Below are 3,219 nucleotides of genomic sequence, written 5' to 3'. Positions count from 1 at the left end.
CGCAGATCCATTCGGAAAGCGTGGACTATGCGGTGATGGAAAACACCGATCGCGCGGCCATGGTGCCGGCCGCGATGGGCTGGTCCGACATCGGCAACTGGGAAGCCCTGCACGAGGCGCGCGCCCGCGATGCGGCCGGCAACCACGTGACCGGCCCGGCCGAACTGATCGACTGCCGCAATGTCCTGGTCGATAGCGATGGCCCGCGAGTGAACGTGATCGGGCTGGAGAACGTGATGATCGTGGTCGATCAGGGCGAGATCCTGGTCACCAGCGCCGCCGGCGCGCAGAAGGTCGGCAAGCTCCACGGCGCCAGCAACCAGTAATCCATCTATCCGCAGGCCCTTCCCATGGATCAGTCCCCGCTTCTCCCGGTCCGCAACGTGGCCAAGCCCTGGGGGCGCGACGTCCTGCCTCCCCCGTTCCGCGCCCCCGCGGGCGAGCGCGTGGGCGAGATCTGGTTCGAACCGCCCGCCGCGCTCGACAGCCTGCTGGTCAAGTACATCTTCACCAGCGAGGCGCTGTCGGTGCAGGTCCACCCGTCCGATGCCCAGACCCTGGCCAAGGGACTGGGCAAACAGGGCAAGGAGGAATGCTGGCTGGTGATCGATGCCGAGCCGGGTGCCGTGCTGGGCATCGGGTTCCATGACCCGATCGAATCCGAAGCGCTGCGCGCTGCCGCGATCGATGGTTCGATCGAGCAGGCGATGGTCTGGCATCCGGTGCAGGCGGGGGACTTCTTCTACATTCCGGCAAACACCGTCCACGCGATCGGCGCCGGGGTGAGCCTGATCGAGGTCCAGCAGAACAGCGACATCACCTATCGCCTCTATGACTATGGCCGTCCGCGTGAGCTGCACCTGGACGAAGGCATCGCTGTCTCCCGGGCCGAGCCCTATGCCGCGCACTGGCATCGCTCTGTCCCCGAACGCGGCGAGGTCACCCTGGTCGACGGCCCGCTGTTCCGGCTCGACAGGATCGATGGCCCGGCCGGCGAGACGGTTCGTCCGCACTACGCCGAGGGGCCCCTGCTGGTCATTCCCCGCAGCCCCGGGGTGTCCGTCAACGGGATCGAGCTGGCCGTGGGCGAATGTGCGCTGGCCCCCGCGATCGATGCCGTGGCGGTCAGCGGCGGGGCCCTGGCGCTGCTCGCCAAGGGGCTCTGACAGGCCGGGTCGGGTTGACACTTGCGGGACCTTTTCGGGTCCCCGATCTTTCCCGAAATGATCCGGCAGGACTGCGGTTTGCGACGATGCTGGGTCGATCCGGGTGTGACTTTCCGCCCGCAGCAGTGTCAGCCTGCCATTGTGCGAAGCGGCAGTGCGCAAGGGCGCGAAGGGAGGTGGCGGGCCAGGCATGACCGCCATAAGGCCATAGACCGGGCCGGTAGGACAGTGCCGTGAGTCCGGAAGGCGCGGCCCGGGGCTGCGCGCGAACCGTGGCAAACCCTGCTTTCCGCGCCCTCGGGTGTTTCCACCGGACCCCAAATCGCTTTAGGATGACCGCAGCATGATCGCCCACACCATCCAGCTCGCGCTCGCCCCGGTCTTCGTGCTGGTGGCGATCGGCAACATCATGAACATCCTGTCGACCCGGCTTGGCCGCATCGTCGACCGGTCCCGCCACTTGCAGCAGCGCCACAGCGAGACCTTCGGCAGCGAGCACGACATGGTGGTGAGCGAAATCCGTCTGTGCGACGAACGGATCGTCCTGATCACCAAGGCGATCCGCAACCTGGTGGTCTCGGGCCTGGCAATCGGCACGACGGTGGGCATCCTGTTCGTCGAGGAGATGGCGGGCTATCCGCTCGAATGGGTGGCCGCGGTGTTTTTCCTGATCGCCCTTGCGCTGCTGATGTGGGCGCTGCTGCTGTTCCTGCACGAAACCCGCGTCGCTGCCGCGGCCCTGCGCATCCCGCGCGACTATCTGGAGCTGCACCGCGAGGATATCTGAGCGGGCCTCCGGCACGAGAGGACAAGCATGAACCTGACAGGCAAGACCATTCTGCTGACCGGCGGCACCGACGGGATCGGCCGCGCGCTGGCGCTGCAGTTGCGTGCGTTGGGGGCGACGGTGATCGTCACTGGTCGCACGCCCGAGCGGCTCGCGGACATGGCGGCGCAGGGGTTCGAGACGATCGCGGCGGAGCTGTCCGGACCGGACGGGGTCGCGGCAGTGCTGGCCGGGCTGGGCGACCGGCCGATCGACGTGCTGGTCAACAATGCCGGGGCCGGCACGGGGCATGACTTCCGCCTGGCCGCGCCCGACCTTGCCGACAATGACCGCTGCATCTTCCTCAACCTCAACGCCCCGATCCACCTGATCACCCACCTGATGCCGGTGCTGCGGGCCCGGGGCGAGGCGATGATCGTCAACGTCACTTCGGGCCTCGCCATCGCGCCGCGCTCGGGCGCTCCGGTCTATTGCGCGACCAAGGCGGCCCTGCGCAGCTACACCCAGGCCCTGCGCGCACAGCTCGCCGGCACCGGGATCCATGTGCTCGAGGCCCTGCCGCCAGTGGTGGAGACCAAGATGACGGCGGGCCGCAACCAGCGCAAGATGCCCGCGGCCGAGTGCGCGCGGCAGATCATCGTCGCCATGCAGCGCAACGCGCCCGAGGCCAATGTCGGGCTGACCCGCCTGCTGCGCACGGTCTACAGCCTGTCCCCGGCGCTCGCCCGCAAGGTGATGCTGCGGTTTTAGGGATTCTGGGCTAAGGTCAGGGACCGGGTTCGCCTGGTGTTGGTCATTCCGATCCTCCTCCGTTTTGCGCAGCACAACGGGGGAGGGGGACCGCGCTGCCGCAGGCAGCGGGGTGGAGGGGGACAGCAACCGGCCCCCTCCGTCAGCCGGCATGCGCCGTCTGACACCTCCCCCGTTGCATCCTGCGGATGAAACAGGGGAGGATCGAAGAACGGCAGCTCCCCACCCCACACGGCCATCACGCATACCTCCTCCATCGTCGCCCCGGCCTTGAGCCGGGGCAGGGCTTGCGTGGCGACGGTGGGGGAAGAACAGCCCTGTCCCGGGTCAAGCCCGGGACGACGAGGGGTGTGCTGCGTGGACAGGTTTCAACGACCGATTGCGCACAACGGACCTTTGCTTCCTCCCCGGTACGGGGAGCAACCGTCTAGGCGAGAGCCCATTTCTGCTTGTTGCGGATCATGGCGTTGAGGGCTGTGATGAGTTTTCGCATGATGGCGACGAGAGCGACCTTTG

Annotated in this window: 3 protein-coding genes and 1 pseudogene; all 4 read left to right on the top strand. The window is 67.5% G+C overall.

From position 1 onward, the window contains the following. Positions 1-326 (top strand): annotated as a pseudogene (locus H7F49_RS19045) (mannose-1-phosphate guanylyltransferase); the annotation flags it as partial. Between the two features lie 24 nt (positions 327-350). Continuing rightward, positions 351-1,166: a class I mannose-6-phosphate isomerase gene (locus tag H7F49_RS19040; protein WP_185685129.1), complete on the top strand. Its 816-nt coding sequence runs from the start codon at positions 351-353 to the stop codon at positions 1,164-1,166. A 343-nt stretch (positions 1,167-1,509) separates the two neighbouring features. After that, on the top strand, positions 1,510-1,953 hold the full coding sequence (locus tag H7F49_RS19035) for a DUF2721 domain-containing protein (protein ID WP_185685128.1): 444 nt from the start codon (positions 1,510-1,512) through the stop codon (positions 1,951-1,953). Positions 1,954-1,980: 27 nt separating this feature from the next. Next, positions 1,981-2,703, top strand: a complete 723-nt coding sequence (locus tag H7F49_RS19030) for an SDR family oxidoreductase (RefSeq protein ID WP_185685127.1) — start codon at positions 1,981-1,983, stop codon at positions 2,701-2,703. Positions 2,704-3,219 lie beyond the last annotated feature (516 nt).

Origin of the sequence: Novosphingobium aerophilum (assembly GCF_014230305.1) — a bacterium.
Classification (GTDB): domain Bacteria; phylum Pseudomonadota; class Alphaproteobacteria; order Sphingomonadales; family Sphingomonadaceae; genus Novosphingobium; species Novosphingobium aerophilum.
This window is presented reverse-complemented; position numbering and strand designations above follow the sequence as displayed.

Excerpts from the sequence above, each read along its gene's own strand:
- H7F49_RS19040 (WP_185685129.1), top strand. The coding sequence starts at position 351 with ATGGATCAGTCCCCGCTTCTCCCGGTCCGCAACGTGGCCAAGCCCTGG.
- H7F49_RS19035 (WP_185685128.1), top strand. The coding sequence starts at position 1,510 with ATGATCGCCCACACCATCCAGCTCGCGCTCGCCCCGGTCTTCGTGCTG.
- H7F49_RS19030 (WP_185685127.1), top strand. The coding sequence starts at position 1,981 with ATGAACCTGACAGGCAAGACCATTCTGCTGACCGGCGGCACCGACGGG.